Source organism: Umbribacter vaginalis (genome assembly GCA_001552935.1).
Lineage (GTDB): Bacteria > Actinomycetota > Coriobacteriia > Coriobacteriales > Eggerthellaceae > Berryella > Berryella vaginalis.
In genome coordinates this window covers 244445-261382 of the sequence record KQ959705.1, presented here as the reverse complement: position 1 = coordinate 261382, position 16938 = coordinate 244445, and the positions used below count along the sequence as shown (strand labels likewise).

At 48.1% G+C, this 16938-nt stretch carries 14 protein-coding genes; 7 read left to right on the top strand and 7 right to left on the bottom strand.

What is annotated here, in order from left to right; translation table 11 throughout:
* Nucleotides 1–49: 49 nt before the first annotated feature.
* The 5 genes from HMPREF3190_RS05835 to panD all read right to left on the bottom strand — a co-directional run bounded on the left by HMPREF3190_RS05835 (nucleotide 50) and on the right by panD (nucleotide 4374).
* Nucleotides 50–805 (bottom strand): thiamine phosphate synthase, encoded by a 756-nt coding sequence (locus HMPREF3190_RS05835; protein ID WP_066781341.1) that lies wholly within the window; start codon nucleotides 803–805, stop codon nucleotides 50–52.
* Between the two features lie 74 nt (nucleotides 806–879).
* Entirely contained in the window at nucleotides 880–1755 is an 876-nt protein-coding gene (locus tag HMPREF3190_RS05830) for a hydroxyethylthiazole kinase (RefSeq protein WP_066781256.1), read from the bottom strand.
* Complete coding sequence (locus tag HMPREF3190_RS05825; RefSeq protein ID WP_066781254.1) at nucleotides 1752–2720, bottom strand: bile acid:sodium symporter family protein; 969 nt, start codon at nucleotides 2718–2720, stop codon at nucleotides 1752–1754. Before HMPREF3190_RS05825 ends, HMPREF3190_RS05830 begins: the two co-directional genes overlap by 4 nt.
* Before the next feature lie 140 nt (nucleotides 2721–2860).
* A complete protein-coding gene (gene panC, locus HMPREF3190_RS05820; RefSeq protein WP_066781251.1) occupies nucleotides 2861–3712 on the bottom strand; it encodes a pantoate--beta-alanine ligase in 852 nt (283 codons plus the stop codon).
* 278 nt (nucleotides 3713–3990) lie between these two features.
* On the bottom strand, nucleotides 3991–4374 hold the full coding sequence (gene panD, locus HMPREF3190_RS05815) for an aspartate 1-decarboxylase (RefSeq protein WP_449674323.1): 384 nt from the start codon (nucleotides 4372–4374) through the stop codon (nucleotides 3991–3993).
* Between the two features lie 327 nt (nucleotides 4375–4701).
* Between panD and HMPREF3190_RS05805 the strand changes: the two genes are divergently transcribed.
* From HMPREF3190_RS05805 to HMPREF3190_RS05775, 7 genes are all read left to right on the top strand, one after another.
* Entirely contained in the window at nucleotides 4702–5814 is a 1113-nt protein-coding gene (locus HMPREF3190_RS05805) for an endonuclease/exonuclease/phosphatase family protein (protein WP_066781247.1), read from the top strand.
* Between the two features lie 399 nt (nucleotides 5815–6213).
* Complete coding sequence (locus HMPREF3190_RS05800; RefSeq protein ID WP_066781245.1) at nucleotides 6214–7008, top strand: class I SAM-dependent methyltransferase; 795 nt, start codon at nucleotides 6214–6216, stop codon at nucleotides 7006–7008.
* A gap of 2 nt (nucleotides 7009–7010) precedes the next feature.
* The gene (locus HMPREF3190_RS05795) at nucleotides 7011–8015 is read left to right on the top strand and encodes an ABC transporter permease (RefSeq protein WP_066781243.1); all 1005 of its coding nucleotides are present in this window, start codon (nucleotides 7011–7013) and stop codon (nucleotides 8013–8015) included.
* Complete coding sequence (locus HMPREF3190_RS05790; RefSeq protein WP_066781242.1) at nucleotides 8016–8924, top strand: ABC transporter permease; 909 nt, start codon at nucleotides 8016–8018, stop codon at nucleotides 8922–8924.
* 6 nt (nucleotides 8925–8930) lie between these two features.
* Entirely contained in the window at nucleotides 8931–10526 is a 1596-nt protein-coding gene (locus HMPREF3190_RS05785) for an ABC transporter substrate-binding protein (protein ID WP_066781241.1), read from the top strand.
* A 179-nt stretch (nucleotides 10527–10705) separates the two neighbouring features.
* A complete protein-coding gene (locus HMPREF3190_RS05780) occupies nucleotides 10706–11632 on the top strand; it encodes an ABC transporter ATP-binding protein (protein ID WP_066781240.1) in 927 nt (308 codons plus the stop codon).
* Nucleotides 11633–11680: 48 nt separating this feature from the next.
* Nucleotides 11681–12445 (top strand): ABC transporter ATP-binding protein, encoded by a 765-nt coding sequence (locus HMPREF3190_RS05775; RefSeq protein ID WP_066781238.1) that lies wholly within the window; start codon nucleotides 11681–11683, stop codon nucleotides 12443–12445.
* 274 nt (nucleotides 12446–12719) lie between these two features.
* Here the strand turns inward: HMPREF3190_RS05775 and HMPREF3190_RS05770 are convergent, their stop codons facing one another.
* Both HMPREF3190_RS05770 and clpX read right to left on the bottom strand, forming a co-directional pair.
* The gene (locus HMPREF3190_RS05770; RefSeq protein WP_082715194.1) at nucleotides 12720–15434 is read right to left on the bottom strand and encodes a valine--tRNA ligase; all 2715 of its coding nucleotides are present in this window, start codon (nucleotides 15432–15434) and stop codon (nucleotides 12720–12722) included.
* A complete protein-coding gene (gene clpX / locus HMPREF3190_RS05765) occupies nucleotides 15427–16935 on the bottom strand; it encodes an ATP-dependent Clp protease ATP-binding subunit ClpX (protein ID WP_082715193.1) in 1509 nt (502 codons plus the stop codon). Before clpX ends, HMPREF3190_RS05770 begins: the two co-directional genes overlap by 8 nt.
* Between the last annotated feature and the right edge of the window lie 3 nt (nucleotides 16936–16938).

The window sequence follows — 16938 nt, the reverse complement described above, 5'->3', positions numbered from 1 at the left end:
GAATATATTAACACGCACGAGCACGAAAAAACGCCATTAACAGAACATGCTAGGCAAGCGCGTTCCACGTGCTACATAACGCGCGCGCTGCTAAACGAGGATTTTCTGCAGAACACACAGCAGAAATTACAAAAAACCCAGTAGCACCTGAGCGTTTCAAACATTCCAAATCGGCCTGCTGCACACCGCCGCCTACAATCAGTGGCACAGTGCTGATCTGAGCTAAACGCTGAATATCATCAGCTGAAATATAGATTGTTTCGCCTGTTGATGTGGTATCACAATCGGGCTTTGACGGCGTTACATGATACGGAGCAACGCCAAAATAACTAATGGAATGCGTTTTTGCATGCGCAATGTAGTGCACAATATCAGCTGCAGGGGCACTTAATCCTACAACAGCATGTTCACCCAAATAATGGCGGCATACATCGGGCGGAATATCGCTCTGTCCAACATGAATCCCATCAACTCGAGCACCTGCATCACGCGCTGCAAGAACACAATCAAGCCTGTCATTTATTACAAGGCACACCTTATCGCGCAACGTACGATGCACAAGCGCACTATCGACACGCTGAACCAGCGCAATCAAATCGCGCGCAGACAGCACTTTTGAGCGTATTTGAACACAGGTAAAGCCCTCTTCAACGCTTGCGCATACAACGTCTTCAACCGTGAGAGAACCTACCTGAGCAGGCAGGTTCTCGGGACCAATAACTAAGTAGCGTGAAAAATCAAACTGTTTAGCGTGCTCATGAGTCGCGCGCGGCGCACCATGCGCATGTGTGATTACATGTGACATCGTTTTGTCTGCAGTGAGCGCATTCAGAGGTGATGTGTTCAAAGACGTCTGAAAGTTTTCCATCACGCTACCTGCTATACAAGACGCAAAAACACCGATTCAAATGAAGCAGCTGGGTCGTTGCGTGTAATTTTGTACAACGCATCAACAAAAAGCGTTTGGAATGACGCAGGACCATGAGCTTCGTCATGTACTTCCATACCTGCAGCTTTATAGAGCGCACTGGTGCACAGTGCTGCCACAAACGGATCGGCTACCGCAGCATATGCGGCAGCAATTCCTCCCTGTGAACAGCCCATACCCGTAACAAGCGGCATAAAGGGCGAGCCACCCAGCAGAAAAGCGGTGTGTGTGCCATCAGTCACAATATCGTGTTCTCCTGAAATAATAACGGCACCGTGCGTGAATGCTGCAAGAGCGCGCGCACTGGGCAGTGCATCATCAACGGTGTCAACAGAATCAACGCCGCGTGGAGCTGACGCAGCAGATGCACCCGACGCTCCAGCCGCATGTGACGCGTGCTTTTTCACGTCAAGTTCCCACAGGCGCGCAAGCCCAATAATCTCCGATGCATTTCCACGAATAATAGCAGGCGGCACCGTTTGAGCAACGCGCAACACATGATCGCGAATCGCGCCAATTCCCAAGCCAACCGGATCGATAACATACGGTTTTTCAAGATCATGGCATGTTATCATCGCTTGCACCATACTGTCAGCATGAACAGGCAGCAAGGTTCCCATGTTCAAGTAACACGAAGACGCAACTTGCATAAGCGCATCAATCTCATCATCCATATACACCATAGCAGCAGACGCTCCTACTGCAAGCTGGGTATTTGCTACTAAATTAACGGTAACAGCATTAGTAATAGACGCTACAACACTGTTGCACGTAATAAGTTTGTTACATGCCTCTGCACACGAATTCAGCAGTTCGCGTTCGTTCATTTCGCATCCTCTCGTAATTGACGCTGAAGTGAGCCACGTCGACGGAGTCCTGCAAATACCGAACCTGTTACATTATGACAAACGCTAAACAATGCAGCAGGAAGCGGCGCTAACGGATTTGTAGCAAAATGCAACGCTGCAATTCCAGCTGCAAGCCCCGAATTTTGCATACCCACTTCAATTGATACAGCAGTAGTTTTATCATAATCAAGGTGCACAAGACGTGACACCAACCAACCTACAAACATACCTAACAAATTATGCAAAAGCACAACGCCTATCAAGAACAGTCCTGCATGCATCAGGTGTTCGGCGTTCTTTCCAACAATTGCACCTGCAATAAGCGCAATCACAAATACAGAACATAATGGCATAACAGTAGTAGCGGCTTTCGAGATATTTTTGCAATATTTATTCAGCACAACGCCTAAAATGATGGGCGCAATAACCATCTGAACTACCGAAAGCATCATTGCAGGCACTGACATATTCACATAATTGCCTGCGAAAACATAAATAAGAACAGGTGTGAGTAAGGGTGAAACAATCGTGGAAGCAAGTGTCATGCTTACCGAAAGCGCCACATTGCCACGTCCAATAAACGTCATAACATTGGACGCGGTACCACCGGGTGCACACCCTACTAAAATAACACCAATAGCCAGTTCAGGTGGTAATTTGAACACATGACAAATTCCTACTGCAACAAGCGGCATAATAGAATATTGCAACAACATGCCTAAAAACACATCGCGCGGATGCTGAAGCACTTTCTTGAAATCTTCAGGCGAAATGGTAAGCCCCATACCAAACATAATAAACGCAAGCAAGTACGGAACATAAGGAACAGCCCATGTTAAACTTTTGGGTTCAAAAAATCCCAGCACAGAAAAAATAATAATTACAATGCCGGAAACTTTCGGTAATGTTTGCAAAATTGAAAAAAGCACGCTTTTTACACGCATAAAATCGCCTCCTTGTGGCATTGTTTGGATAAAGTTGTGCAACTATACCACTCATAAGGCGCTCGAGTACTAGGAAACCGCAAGAAATTGTTTAAATGTAAAAACTTTTTCACAAACACACCACGCTTCGTGCGACGTGTTTACGCGTTGGCGTGTTCAGACCACCAAAAGTTATCAATTAAGCGCACGTTTTGAATGCGCGCTGCCATACAACATACCACATTACCTGCTACAATAGGAATTTCTTGCATGGTATCTGCATCCACCAAACAAATGTATTCAAGCGAACACAAGGGCTCTTCGGCGCACACCGCTTTCATAGCTGCATACAAATCATCCGCTGGCATACCAGCTGCAATGAGGCTTTTCCCTTTACAAATAGCGCGATATAGCACACACGCAGCACGTCTTCCCTCAGGCGATAAATAGGTATTGCGGCTTGACTTTGCTAAGCCATCAGACTCACGCACAATAGGCATTCCTACAATGCGAATATCAAAATTCAAATCGCGCACCATGCGTTTAATGATTGCAAGCTGTTGCGCATCCTTTTCACCAAAAAACGCTACGTCAGGCGCAATAATGTGAAACAACTTACACACAACAGTACATACACCGCGAAAATGTATCGGACGTGCAGCGCCTTCCATGCTTGACGTAAGCTGTTCAACAACGCAATACGCACGCTGATTCACATACATCTCGTCTGCCTGCGGATGAAAAATCGCATCCACTCCTAAACGCTCACACAACGCACTATCAGCCTGCATATCGCGCGGATAGGCATCAAAATCTTCACCAGGTGCAAACTGTGTTGGATTGACAAACACCGACACAACCACTTTGTCGCAGATCTTGCGGGCCGCCTGAATTAAGCTTGCGTGCCCGTCGTGCAGAAAGCCCATCGTGGGAACCAGCGCGATGCTGCAGCCTTGCGCCTTCCACGCGCGAACACACTGTTTTGCTTGATCGATTGAAGTAAGAAGTTCCATATCAAACCCTTTCATATATCAAACATGGGCGGTTCAAGCACAAACACAACCCTTGCGAACACCACGTGAACGTTTCATTGGAAACGGGCGTTAAAGCAGCTCGCACACAACGACACCATCACGAACATGTGAGGACAACTCGATCGACATATCCGCTTCCACGAACGCTTCGCGGATGAACACACTCACCAACCGTGGCTCAACCACACATGCCACGCACAAGCTCGAATGCAACCCGTTCATACAGACAAACGCTGGTACACACGCCGAATACGCGTTTATGCTAGCTGCCCGTGCTGTTCGTAATGGGTAATGCGGCACGGTTTATTGTTGGCATCAACCAACACCACGCGCGGCTTAAACGAAGCGCATTCCTCGGCGCTTACCTGCGCATACGCCATAATTATAAGCACGTCATCAACACAGGCAAGACGCGCAGCAGCGCCGTTTACACATACTAAACCACTGCCCTCTTCACCAGCAATAACGTACGTTGCAAAGCGAGCGCCCGTAGACACATTTGCTATTTCAACACGCTCGTATTCGTGAATACCTGCTGCACGCATCAGCGCAGTATCAAGGGTGATTGATCCAACATAACCCAATTCAGCCTGCGTAACACGCACGCGGTGGATTTTTCCTGAAAGCATAGTATGAAACACGTTTACCCTTTTCCTCTCGTTTTATACAAAACCATACGCTCACACACATTGCTGTTCGTGTTCTTACGCTGCACAACACAAAACACTCGCTTGTATTCAAAGCGGCTCCATAACCATTTGCATGGTAGCAGCTTACATGGTAGCAGCTTGCATGGTAGCAGCTTGCATTGTAGCGGATAGACGCTCACTTGTATGGTGGCGTTTCGTATGCTCAACACACAACCTACACGCCAATGTGAAAAGATAACCATAAAAGCAAAATTTTGTACCAAACATTCCACATATCGATACAATACAACTACACCCTCGCGAAAGTAAGGACGCTCCATGAACCCAACGAAGCTTTTCAAAGCTATTGGCATACTTATTATTACGCTTGTCATTCTTGCAATACTAGCTGTTGGTGGCTATGCGCTCTATTTAGAAATGCACTACTATCGCATTGCTGACAATCAGCAAGAAACCATCGCTGGTAATCAATCAAACATACTTCAAGCAGGGAAAACATATCGTGCAAGCACCTATAATGTAGGGTTTGGAGCGTATACGCCCGATTATACCTTTTTCATGGATGAAGGCATTATGGCTGATGGCAGAAAAACGACAGGCTCCGAGTCGCGCGCCGAAAGCAAGCAAAGCGTTATCAACTGCACCAATGGCGATATTAGCCTTATCAAATCGCTCAACGTTGATTTCGCTCTGTTTCAAGAAGTAGATGAAAATTCCACGCGTAGCTTTTATGTAAACCAGCGTCAAGCGTTTGAACAAGCATTTGAGAACTACGGGTCCATTTTCTCGAAAAATTTCCATGCACCGTTTCTTATGTATCCACCTACCAACCCTCACGGGTCGGTTCAATCGGGCATTCTAACGCTTTCAAAATATGCTGTTGCAGATGCCGAGCGCAGATCGTATCCAGTTGACGAAAGCTTTCCTACAAAATATTTTGACTTAGATAGATGTTTTGATGTTATGCGTCTTCCCGTAAATAATGGGCATGAACTGGTACTTATTAATTCGCACATGTCAGCCTACGACAAAGGCGGACGCGTGAGAGCGCAGCAACTGGCGCTTTTGCGTAACTGCCTTACAGAAGAACGCGCAAAGGGTAACTATGTAGTATGCGGTGGCGACTGGAATCATGCGCTGGGCGGAAGCGAGAAGTTCTATCCGTCAAAGCAGCTTGTTCCGCCGTGGATCAGCGTGTTGAAAGACACCGATTTACCTGCCGGTTTTCGCTATGTGAAGGCCAGCAACTTCGCCGAAGTACCCACGTGTCGCGGCGATGACATTCCCTACGAAAAAGGCGTTACCTATACGTGCACGATTGATGGCTTTTTTGTGTCAGATAATGTTGTGGCTGAAGCAACACATATCAACAATGAGTTTCAATATAGCGATCATAACCCCGTCATGCTCACGTTTAGCTTACAACAATAGTAAAAGATATTAATAGAGAATAATTTTACGAGCGGTATAGGCACAAACATACCTACATAATGGATGTTTACTTACTAATTATATAGGTTTAGTTATCACCTATAGGCCTATACTTATCATGCTCGTATCGTCTATACAGGAGTATAAACCATCGGTACATTCAGCATAAGTCTGCATAGATAGCGGAAATGTGTTACTGTATTTCCCCTGTTAACAAGTTTGTCTATACACATATTTATAATGTTTCACTATAGTTTTACGATTTTATAAATCAAATTCATATAATATTTATTGCACTCTCACATGCAAAAAATGTTACAATAACGATATCCGTAATAAATTGCAATAAACGTCATTATTTATTGCAACTGTATTTTTGTTACATCATGGAGGGGTACAGTGAGCGCTACATCTACACTGCTCAATGCAATTAACGGCTACTGGGCGCGCCGGTCTGAAAGCTTTAGTATTCACGTTCAAGAACAATTAGACACGCAAGAAAAACAGCGCTGGAAAAGCGTTGTGTGCGAAGTGCTGGACAAAGTGCTGAATGGCAAAAACCCGCAGCAGCTTCACGTGTGCGACCTGGGATGTGGCCCCGGGTTTTTCAGCATCTTAACAGCGGAAATGGGCTGTCACGTAAGCGCGCTTGACTACTGTACCAGCATGCTTGAACAAGCAAAGCAAAATGCGCGGCGCGCGAAGCTTCCCGATGGAGCCATCACGTTCTATGAAGCAGACGCGCTGCATCCACCTTTTCACGAAAACACTTTCGATGTGCTTATCACCCGCAATCTAACGTGGACGCTTATCGACCCCACAGCAGCATATCGCGCGTGGCATCGCATTTTAAAACCAGGTGGCGTGCTTATTAACTTCGATGCAAATTGGTATAGTTATCTGTATAACGAAGCACAAAACGCGCAGAGGCTTCGCGACCAACAAGAACAGCGTCTCAATTACCAAAATGCTGAAGGCTATGCCACCAAACAGCAATGTGATGAATGTGAACAACTTGCACTGCAACTTCCCTTATCACGCTGCATTCGTCCTGCGTGGGATAAAGAAACACTCACGTCGCTTCATTTTTCGAAAATCTACCTTGACACCGATGTGTATAAACGCGTTTGGTCACCGGAAGAACAGGCATTTTACGCCTCATCTCCCCAGTTCATGATAGTAGGAGTTAAATAGAAATGCTGCGCTATATCGGCGCACGACTGCTGCAAATGATACCCGTTTTGTTCGGCATTACGCTTATCAGCTTTGCACTTATGTACTTGTCCCCCAGCGACCCTGCCCTGATGATGCTCACAGCACAAGGAAGCGCACCAACGCCCGATCTTGTTGAGGCCGTTCGTCACGAAATGGGGCTTGACCAGCCAGCCTACATACAGTATCTAAACTGGCTTGTTGGCATGTTTCATGGCGACTTTGGCGTTTCGCACACCTTCACGGCACCCGTTGCAAGCGTATTGCTCTCGCACTTAGGCGTGACGCTTATTTTGTCGCTGCTGGCGCTTATCGTGGTGCTGGTTGTGGCCATTCCGCTTGGAGTTTTAGCAGGTCTTAAGCACAATTCCGTTGTTGATTATCTCATTCAAATATTTGAATACTCAAGCTTTTCCATGCCAACCTTTTGGCTTGCCCTGCTTCTTATTTACTTGTTTGCGGTAACGCTAGGTGTTTTGCCTGCTATCAGCAATTCAACCATGCCCGAAGGCTACGTTTTGCCCGTTGTTGCGCTTTCGTTTTCGTACTTGGGGCGCCTTATTGGTCAAGTGCGCGTTGACGTTATCGAAGAGATGAAAAAGCCCTACATTGTGGGCTTGCGGTCGCGCGGACTTTCGATGAAAACAATCGTGCGCAAACATGTGCTGCGAAACGCCCTTATGCCGTCGATTACCATCATTGGTCTTATCGTTGGTGCGCTGCTGTCGGGCTCGCTTACTACCGAAATTGTATTCAGCTTGGAAGGCCTTGGTTCCATGGCGGTGCAGGCTATTACCACGCGCGACTATTTCCTGGTGCAGGGCTATGTTTTTATAACAGCTGTGTTTTTTATCGTTGTTAATTTGATTGTCGATATTCTGTATCACGTTTTGAATCCGCAAGTAAATTTCACGCACACGCGCAAAGCTCGCACGTTGAAAGGCACTCAAGCAGCTGATGCTTCCAAGCGCGAAGAAAGCGAGTTTTAGATGAACGCACCTGCTAACACCTCCCCTTCAACACAAGCGGGCGCTGTACCAGGCGCTGTACCAGGCGCTGCGCCGCGCACCACGCCGCGCATTCCGTTTAAGAAGCGTGTGGCGCAATCGGGCGTGTATGTGCTTGGCGCGCTCGTAGTACTTCTGTTCGCAATAGCGCTGGTAGGCGACAAGTTTGTACCCTACGACCCCCTCGCCGTCGACTACGCAAACGCGTTTTTAACGCCCAACGCTCAGCACTGGTTTGGATGCGATGCCATGGGGCGCGACCTGTTCACGCGCGTTATTTGCGGCGCAAAAACATCGCTGCTTACCACCACCATTTCGGTTATCATCCCCGTTATTTTGGGCTGCATTATAGGCTTCATTTCAGCGTGGTGCGGCGGATGGGTTGACGCCGTTCTCATGCGCATATCCGACATGTTCCAAGCATTTCCGCATTTGGTGCTGGGTGTTGCCATTGTTGGTATCCTTGGGCCCGGCATCATAAACGCCGTGCTCGCCATTATTGCGGTGGCGTGGATTCGCTATGCACGCCTCACGCGTTCGCTTATTCTAACACTGAAATCGAAGCCCTACGTTGCAACGTGCAAGATGAACGGCCTTAACGACGCTCAAATTGCGCTGAAGCACCTGCTTCCCAATATTGCTCCGCATGTTATTAGTATGGCAATGCTCGACTTTGGTTATATCCTGCTGACGCTTGCCAGTTTTTCATTCCTTGGCTTAGGCATTCAGCCGCCCACGCCCGAATGGGGCTCGATGCTCAATGACGGTCGCGTTGGGTTTGCTGCCACTCCACACCTTATGGTTCCCCCAGGATGCGCGCTATTTTTAACCGTGCTCGTGTTTAATATATTTGGGAACGCTCTTAGCAGCAGAATTAGTAAAGAAAGGTAGTTTACTATGACTGAAACAAAACAAACTGTTTCGCGTCGATCGTTTGTAGGAGGGGTTGCCGCATTTGGTTTTGCGTGCAGTGCGCTGGGCCAACTGTGCGGTTGCGCAGGCGGTGCTCCTAAGAAAGACGAAAAAGACGGCAAGGAAAAAGCAAGCGGCTCGGGCTTGCAAAAAGTTGTAATCGTGTACCCGCAAAGCGCAAAAAGCTTCGATCCTGTTAACAGGTGGGATGGTTGGTTTACCGAGCGCAACGGCCTTACCGAAACGCTTGCAACCTTCGACAAGCAAATGAATATCATTCCGCTTCTTGCAACTGAATGGAAAAATATCGACCCTCTGAAATGGGAATTTACCCTTCGTAAGGGCGTTAAATTCCAATCGGGCAAAGAAGTAGATGCACAAGCGGTTAAGAAATCCATCGAACGTGCGCTGGCGAAAAACCCGCAAGGTCCGAAAAAGTCGAAACTTGCAGGCGTAGAGGCTCAAGGCAGCGACAAAATTATCTTCACCACTTCGAAGCCTGTTGCTACGTTCCCTGGCGAGATTGCAGAGCCGCTGTTTGGTATTGTGGATGTTGATGTGGTTGACAAAGATCCGTCACACTCTGGAACAGGCCCTTACATGGGCGACAACGTGTCAAGCCTTGAAACCTTTACGCTGAAAGCAAACGAAAACTACTGGCAAGGCAAGCCTGCTATTCCAACGGTTGAAGTGCGTCATGTTGCCGATGCAAGCGCTCGCGCAATGGGCATCAAGAGCGGCGAAGCACACGTTGCTGCCAACCTTGCTGCAATCGATTTGAAGACCATGAAAGCCGACAAAAAGTATACTGTGCTTCAAACGGAAAGTGTTCGTACTGTTTTGATGTTCTGCAATAACAAGGGTGAACTGCTGAAAGACCCAGCGCTGCGCAAAGCAATGAGCCTTGCAACCGACCGCAAAACGCTGTGCGAGAACCTGCTTGGCGGCAACTTAGCAGCAAACGCAACGCCGTTCCCGAACTACTTGTCGTACACGAAAGCAGTAAGCTCGAAAGCCGACAAGTTCGACGTTGAAAAGGCCAAAAAGATCCTTAAAGACGCAGGTTATGCCGATAGTGATGGCGACGGCATTCTGGAAAAGGACGGCAAGAAGCTTGAGTTTACGCTTGCTTATTATTCAAGCCGCGCTGAGCTGGTGTCACTTGCACCCGCATTGCAAGACGCGTACAAGAAAATCGGCATCGCGATTAAACCGCAGCTGTTTGAAAACGTAGATACAATCTTCTACAGCGGCAACTTCGATTTGATTTTGTACAACACAACATCACTTGGTAATGGTGACCCAACGTACTTCATGAATTTGTATCTGAATTCTAAGGGTTCTGAAAACGCTGGTAAATATGCGAATCCTAAGGTTGACGAAATTATCGAGCGCATGAATAGCGAGTTCGATCAGAAGCGTCGTTTTGCAATGGCACAAGATGTATTGTCGATGCTTATTCAGGACTGCCCGAACGTATACATCGGCAACCCAGTAATCAATGTTGTTGAAGCAAAAGGCGTACAAGGCTATAAATTGCTTCCTGTTGACTATCAAGGCGTTACTCACGAACTGCGCTAATAAGCGCATTTGAGGCGCTGATACAGTGCCTCTGCAGCACAAACACGTTACGCAGAATAAGCCTGCAACGTGCAGCTGCAAACGCAAGCGCGCGATAGTCACAGCACGCGTACCACTCGTGCACAAGTGGAAACACTCTCAGCACCCGTGGTACGCACGATTACCGTATAAGGACTGGTATGACAACAAGCTCCTCACAATCTTCCAAACATGCTGTAACGCCCTCTTCGGCGCTCAATACTCTCCTGCAGCAATCTCATCAACCAGCGCTACACAACTCAGAGCGCTTTAATGAGAAAGCCTTTGAAGATGCACTGCTACGCTTACATAATGTCAATATTAGCTACGAGGGACATCATGTCGTGTACGATGTTTCTTTCTCAATTATGCCTGGTGAAATTGTTGGCATTGTAGGAGAAAGTGGAGCGGGTAAAAGTACGGTGCTTCATAGTATCGTGCAACTTCTTGCGCATCAAGCTACCACAACAGGAGCCATTTATTTCCAAGGCAACAATTTACTTGAATTGACAGAAGAAAATATGCAGCACGTACGCGGGAATAATATTGCAACGATTTTTCAAAACCCTGGTCAACGCTTCGATCCGCTGATGAAAATGGGCGCGCAAATTGAAGAGCTATATCATGTTCACGCGAAGCCATATAACCATGATGCTCTGATAGCGCTTATGAAGCGTATGCATTTTTCTAACCCGCAACGCGTATTGCAGTCGTATCCACACGAGCTATCAGGCGGAATGCTCCAGCGTGTGGCAATTGTTATGGGTTGTATCTTTGAACCAAAATTGCTGCTTGCCGACGAGCCCACCAGCGTGCTTGATACAACAACGCAAAGCGCCATCGTTGATGAATTGCTCGAGCTGAATGCAACGCGCAACACCGCCATCCTCATGGTAACGCATAATATTGCGCTGGCTGGTCATATGTGCGATTCGCTGATCGTGATGGATAGCGGGCACATTATCGAGCAAGGCTCAAGCAAAAGCGTTCTTGAACACCCACAAAACGAACGTACGCGCGAACTACTGGCGTCTGTTCCACGCTTTAAGAGCGCAACGCGAACACAACCCCAATCGGATACCTGTTAGCCACCTGCTAGTAAGCTGTTAGTCACCTGTTAGTGCGAAGGAACTTCTATGGCATCACACCTGATGAAACTTGAACACATTACTAAAACGTATCGCAGTAACGGACGTACTTTTTGTGCGCTTAACGATGCGTGTTTGTGCATAAATGAACACGAAAGCATATCACTGGTTGGTGAATCGGGTGCTGGCAAAAGTACCTTTGCTACTATTATTGCAGGCCTCAAACGGCCAACAAAAGGTGCTATCTATTGGAATGACCAGGATATAAGTAAGCTTGCGCGCCAGGAAAAACGCGTGATGCGTCAAAAAATTCAAATGGTAAGTCAAGATCCAACGCAAACCTTTGATCAGCTGCGCACCGTTGGCTATTCCATTCGCGAAGCGCTGCTATCATACAAGCTGTGCACGCGCGCGCAGGCACGCGAGCGCTGCGAGAACTTGCTTGAACGTGTAGGTTTAAGCAAACATTATGCAAGTCACCGCCCAAGCGAGCTTTCTGGCGGTCAGCTTCAACGTGCATCCATCGCGCGGGCGCTGGCATGTGAGCCTGAACTGCTTGTTCTTGATGAAGTAACAAGCGCGCTTGACATGACGGTACAGGAAAAAATATTACAGCTGCTGGAAACCTTGCGCCAAGAGCATAAGGTGTCAATGCTGTTCGTTCATCATGATTTAGCGGTTGCGCAGCGCATGAGCGACAGGATTATCGTCATGAAAGACGCGGGAATTGTTACCGAATGTGCCGCAAGCGAGTTAAGCAGCTGCGAGCATCCTTACGTGCGCAAACTTATTGCAAGCATCTATACGCTGTAGGCGCGACGGGTGCGGATTTACCTCCACAATCAACGCAAGAAAATACGCTTTCCCACGTCAACCACAATACATCTTTCCCCACGTCAATACCAATGTAAGCTACCTAAGGCACGCGCGCGGGTGCGGGACGCACCAGCGCGGGCGGTGCTTCGTGAACTGGCATTGTTCGAAGGCGACAAGGGCGCAGCGCGATGGTGCAGGCGGTGCGGCGCACGCTACGCCGCCGTCAAGGCCCGTAGCGTTCCACCACCCGTTACGCCAACAAAGCGCCCCGCTACGCCAACAACGTGCGCTGTTCTTCAAGCGATGCAAGCTTTTTTTGAGCGTCTTCCAACTTTTGGCGATCTTTCGCAATAATCTCCGGCGCCGCTTTGCTTAAATACGCTTCATTCGACAGCTTCTTCGAGAACTTCAGCACGTCGCTTTCAACTTTTTTGTACTCTTTGTTCAAGCGTGCAAGCTCGGCTGCAAAATCCACCAAGCCGTGCAAGTTGATGCACGTTTCGGTGTAGTGACCCATAACTGAGCACACTTCTTTCTCTTTTGAGACGCTATCGCATAAGCAAAGCTTATCGATATGCGCCATTGCACACAAAAGCATTTGCTGTTGCTCAAGCGAATGCTGTACTGCTTTATCAGCTGCAACACTTACTGTCAACGCTGTTTTAGGCGAAAGCCCGTAGCGCGCTCGCGTCGAGCGACATGCGCCGATTACTTCACATAAACTTGCAAACGCATGCTCGGCATCTGCACAATCAAACTGCTTGAACTGGTCAGCTTCAGGCCACGAGCAACTCATCAAGAAAGCAGGTTCCTGTTCAGGCTGGTAAGCACGCAGTTCCTGATAAATATCTTCCGTGATAAAAGGCATCAAAGGCGCAAGTAAGCGAATGGACTGACTGAGTACAAACACTAAATTGCGCTGGCAGGCTACTTTATCGTCAGCTGGCGCGCCGTCCGACAAACGGCTTTTTGAAAACTCGATGTACCAATCGCAAAATTCGTTCCAAAAGAAACTGTACAGCGAACGCGTAAGGTCGGCAAACTCAAAGGAATCAAATGCGGCGTCAACGTCTTTTACCAGGTGATACAAGCGCGAAAGCATCCACTTGTCGGCAAGCGTGCGCGCTTCGGGTGCACCGGGCGTGTAGTTGTCTAAGTGCATCGCTACAAAACGCGCTGCGTTGCGAATTTTGTTCGCGAAATTGCGGCTGCCTTCAAGCTGTGCTTCATTAAAACGCAGATCTTGCGCGCCGCTTACCTGCGACAACAAGCCAAAACGCATACCGTCAGCGCCGTAATCTTTCATCAAACGCAAAGGATCAACGCCGTTGCCGCGCGATTTGCTCATCGGCTTGCCATCAGCTCCCATAACCGTTGGGTGAATGATAACTTTTTCAAACGGAATTTTGCCTGTACAGTACAGCGACGACATCACCATACGCGCAACCCACAAGCCCATGATGTCGCGCGCAGTTGACAACACTTGTGTCGGATACGCACAAGCAAGCTCGCTTCCCTGCTGGTCTTTTGCGTTCCAGCCAAGGGTAGCAAACGGCCAAAGCTGAGAAGAAAACCACGTGTCAAGCACGTCGGTGTCTTGGCGCAAGGCGCTTCCACATTGCGGGCAGCAGCTGGGTTCGTCAACGAACGCGTCTTCAAAACCGCACTCGTCGCAATAATACATAGGAATGCGATGTCCCCACCATAATTGTCGAGAAATGCACCAGTCTTTAAGGTTTTCCAGCCAGTCCAAATACACGTGCTTCCAACGGCTTGGATAAAACTGTATCTCTCCATCTTCAACAACGTGAGCTGCATCTTTTTTCAATGGATCAACGCGCACAAACCACTGCTCCGATTCCCACGGCTCAAGTTTTGTATGGCAGCGGTAGCACGTCATCACCGAATGGTGGTGGTCTTCCACTTTTTCAAGAAGCCCCAGCTCATCAAAGGCAGCAACAATCGCTTCACGCGCTTCGTCACGCGTCATGCCGCTAAAGCGCCCGTAACCATCAACAACGTGCGCTGTTTCATCGAAAATGTTGATGCGCTCAAGCTGGTGTGCTTCACCCATAGCCCAGTCGTTCGGGTCATGCGAAGGTGTCACTTTCACAAAACCAGTACCAAAATTCTCATCGACATGCCAATCGGCAAAAATAGGAATTTTACGGTCAACCAGCGGCAACTTCACCATTCTGCCTACAAGATGCTTCTTGCTTTCATCGCGTGGACTTACCGCAACACCCGTATCGCCCAGCATCGTTTCTGGACGCGTCGTAGCTACCACAATATACGGCTCATCTGCGCTTGCGTCCGCCAAAGGATAGCGCAAATACCATAAATGCCCATCTTCTTCCACGTATTCAGCCTCGTCATCGGCGATGGCGGTGGTGCAGTGCGGACACCAATTAACAATGCGTTTACCTCGGTAGATAAGCTTGTCGTGATACCAGTTTGCAAACACTTCACGCACACAGCGCGCATAGTGCTCATCAAGCGTAAAGTTCTCGTTGTCGTAGTCGCACGAACAGCCCATACCTTTAATTTGCTCGACAATCGTGCGCCCGTAAACTTCGCGCCACTCGAAGCACTTCTCGATAAAAGCCTCGCGCCCAATATCAAGACGCGAAATACCCTCTGACGCCAGCTTTTTGTCCACTTTTGTTTGCGTGGCGATGCCAGCATGATCAGTACCTAAAACCCAACGCGTTTGATAGCCCTGCATACGAGCACGACGAATAAGTGCGTCTTGAATGGTATCGTTAAGAGCATGTCCCATATGAAGCATGCCTGTGATATTCGGAGGCGGAATAACAACGGTAAATGGTTGATTGCCGTGCGTACCAAAACCCTTGCTTCTGCTGAACAAACCTGCATTCTTCCATTCTAAGAAACGCTTCTGTTCCAAGCTTTGCTCAGGCGCTTGCTCTTTGCTATCTGCGCAATGTTGCTCATCATGAGATACAGAGTGCTGCTGATTACTCATGAATGTCCTCCTCTGTTGAAACGCTTTCAGTGTTCGCCTTACCCGATTGTGTTAAACACGCTACCCTATCGCCATTACACGCATCAGCGTCATGCGCATGCGCATCCAAACGCGCGCCTTCGCCCTCGCCTGCATCCACACGTTCAATAGTTGGTTGCGTTTTTCCACACACATCGCTTTCGGTAATCGTAACACGCGTATTACCTGCAATATCGGGCAAATCGTACATCAATTGACGCAATACACGCTCACAAATAGCACGTAAACCACGAGCTCCTGTTTTATGTTCAACGGCTTCATGAGCAATAGCACGCAAGGCGCCATCGTCGAAATGAAGTTCACAATCGTCGTATTTGAACAGGCGTTTATACTGCTTTACCAGCGCGTTTTTCGGCTGCGTTAGAATATGAATGAGGTCGCTTTCCGTCAACGCATCAAGCGACGTAATAACAGGAATACGACCCACAAATTCAGGAATCATACCGAATTTCTGTAAGTCTTCAGGGAGCGTTTTCTTAAACAGTGCATCGCTTACTTTTGTTGAGCTTAAAGGCTCGTCTGAATTAAAGCCGATGGCGCTTTTCCCTGTTCGTGCAGCAATAATATCAGTAAGACCAACAAAAGCACCGCCAATAATGAACAAGATGTTTGTAGTATTGATATGGATAAGCTCTTGCATAGGATGCTTACGTCCACCCTGCGGAGGCACGCTTGCATCAGTACCTTCTACAATCTTGAGCAAACATTGCTGCACGCCTTCGCCTGAAACATCGCGCGTGATGGAAACGTTTTCCGACTTGCGCGCAATTTTATCAATCTCATCGATGTAGATAATTCCTATCTCTGCCATAGGGATATTAAAATCTGCTGCTGTTATAAGCTTCAACAGGATAGTTTCCACGTCTTCGCCCACATAACCTGCTTCGGTAAGCGTAGTGGCGTCCGCAATAGCGAACGGAACACGCAAGCTACGAGCAAGTGTTTGTGCAAGCAGCGTTTTACCTGAACCCGTCGGACCCAAAAGCATGATGTTGCTTTTAGCAAGTTCGCAATCGTCACTCTCATCGTTAAGCTTTACTTTAATGCGCTTGTAGTGGTTATACACCGCCACCGCCAGCGCGCGCTTGGCTTCGTCTTGTCCAATAACGTATTCAGAAAGTTGCTGATAAATGGTGCTAGGCGTTGGCAGTGCCTGAAGAACGTCTTCAGGCGTAAGCGGTTTGTCGTCCTCATCGGGATGCAAATATTCCTCGTCAAGCGGAAGCATGCCTGCAAGCGCTTTACGTTTTTCCGGATCGTGCATCAATGACGACAACGCGCCATCATTTTGCTGCTCCATAACCACTTTCGCGCACATGGCAATACATTCATCACAAATGCATGCGCCAGCTGGCGTTGTGATCAAAGAATCAACTTCATCGGCCGATTTACCGCAAAATGAGCAAACGGGTGGGTTGCCATGTGTTGTATTGTCATCAAATCCTCGGTTAGTCTTACTCACCTT

Bases quoted from the DNA above. Each gene is read 5' to 3' on its own strand.
- HMPREF3190_RS05835 (WP_066781341.1), bottom strand. From the start codon at position 805: ATGTCACATGTAATCACACATGCGCATGGTGCGCCGCGCGCGACTCAT.
- HMPREF3190_RS05830 (WP_066781256.1), bottom strand. From the start codon at position 1,755: ATGAACGAACGCGAACTGCTGAATTCGTGTGCAGAGGCATGTAACAAA.
- HMPREF3190_RS05825 (WP_066781254.1), bottom strand. From the start codon at position 2,720: ATGCGTGTAAAAAGCGTGCTTTTTTCAATTTTGCAAACATTACCGAAA.
- panC (WP_066781251.1), bottom strand. From the start codon at position 3,712: ATGGAACTTCTTACTTCAATCGATCAAGCAAAACAGTGTGTTCGCGCG.
- HMPREF3190_RS05805 (WP_066781247.1), top strand. From the start codon at position 4,702: ATGAACCCAACGAAGCTTTTCAAAGCTATTGGCATACTTATTATTACG.
- HMPREF3190_RS05795 (WP_066781243.1), top strand. From the start codon at position 7,011: ATGCTGCGCTATATCGGCGCACGACTGCTGCAAATGATACCCGTTTTG.
- HMPREF3190_RS05790 (WP_066781242.1), top strand. From the start codon at position 8,016: ATGAACGCACCTGCTAACACCTCCCCTTCAACACAAGCGGGCGCTGTA.
- HMPREF3190_RS05785 (WP_066781241.1), top strand. From the start codon at position 8,931: ATGACTGAAACAAAACAAACTGTTTCGCGTCGATCGTTTGTAGGAGGG.
- HMPREF3190_RS05780 (WP_066781240.1), top strand. From the start codon at position 10,706: ATGACAACAAGCTCCTCACAATCTTCCAAACATGCTGTAACGCCCTCT.
- HMPREF3190_RS05775 (WP_066781238.1), top strand. From the start codon at position 11,681: ATGGCATCACACCTGATGAAACTTGAACACATTACTAAAACGTATCGC.
- HMPREF3190_RS05770 (WP_082715194.1), bottom strand. From the start codon at position 15,434: ATGAGTAATCAGCAGCACTCTGTATCTCATGATGAGCAACATTGCGCA.